The sequence below is a fragment of the Mesorhizobium sp. P5_C1 genome (assembly GCF_054049815.1).
In genome coordinates, this window is record NZ_JBFULQ010001188.1 from 1 (window position 1) to 839 (window position 839).

General features: G+C 54.6%; 2 protein-coding genes. One reads left to right on the forward strand and one right to left on the reverse strand.

Annotated features, from left to right (window positions below):
• The coding region (locus tag ACXJ7R_RS34790) for a hypothetical protein (RefSeq protein ID WP_457155747.1) at positions 1–304 on the reverse strand (304 nt) is incomplete at its 3' end.
• A 223-nt stretch (positions 305–527) separates the two neighbouring features.
• Here ACXJ7R_RS34790 and ACXJ7R_RS34795 point away from each other — a divergent pair.
• A complete protein-coding gene (locus tag ACXJ7R_RS34795; RefSeq protein ID WP_457155748.1) occupies positions 528–764 on the forward strand; it encodes a DUF6894 family protein in 237 nt (78 codons plus the stop codon).
• Positions 765–839 lie beyond the last annotated feature (75 nt).

The following is an 839-nucleotide window of genomic DNA, read 5'->3' on the forward strand; positions in this document are numbered from 1 at the left end:
GCAATGGTTTCTGCTGCAACAAACTCGCCGAGGCAAAGGAACTGATAGCTAAACACGGCAACGATCGGGCGACACTGGAACGGGGAGCATCACCGCCCGCGCCGCAATTCAATTGGCCGTGTGCGGCCCCACGGCTAGGTATCGTCGCGGCTGTGATCTGGCTAACGGCCTCATCGTGGACCTCTAGCTCGAATGTCAGGGTTTTTTCGCGGTCGGCCTCAATCACTCGGACGTGCCACTCACCGCATGGTCCGACCACTTTAACCGCCGTCCGGCCGGTATCTCCTACTTCAATGATATCCATCCCAATTGTCCTCGCCCCTAGTTGACAATTGCGAATTTATACGGCCTCAGACACCGGTCCTTCATTAAAAAAGATTACGGAAGCGAACCAATTTATTGCTGTAATTGGCAAGCCCTGGATGGGTCGACGCGGCAACTCCCTCAGAGCCATATTGGCGGCGCGGTAGACGGGCTCCTTTGATTAGCAGGCGTGGAACCTCCTTTTTCGACGCTCGTTATAGCCGATGGCTCTTTTTTATTTCGATGTAAATGACAATGGCCACGACTTCCCTGATGACCAAGGGACCGATTGCCGGGACTTCGATCATGTCAAGGAAGAAGCGATCCGATCTCTTGTCGAATTGATAGGGGAAAGCCTTCCCGACGGCGACCACCACAAGCTGAAGATTAGAGCGCGACGATGGAGGCCACATCGTCTTGCAAGCGGTGCTGAACTTCGACGTCGATATCCAACGTCGTAGCCGCGGGGCCTCACCTGACCAACATGCTTAAGATGAACTGTGCCACGCCTACTTCCGCACCAGCCATTCCAACAA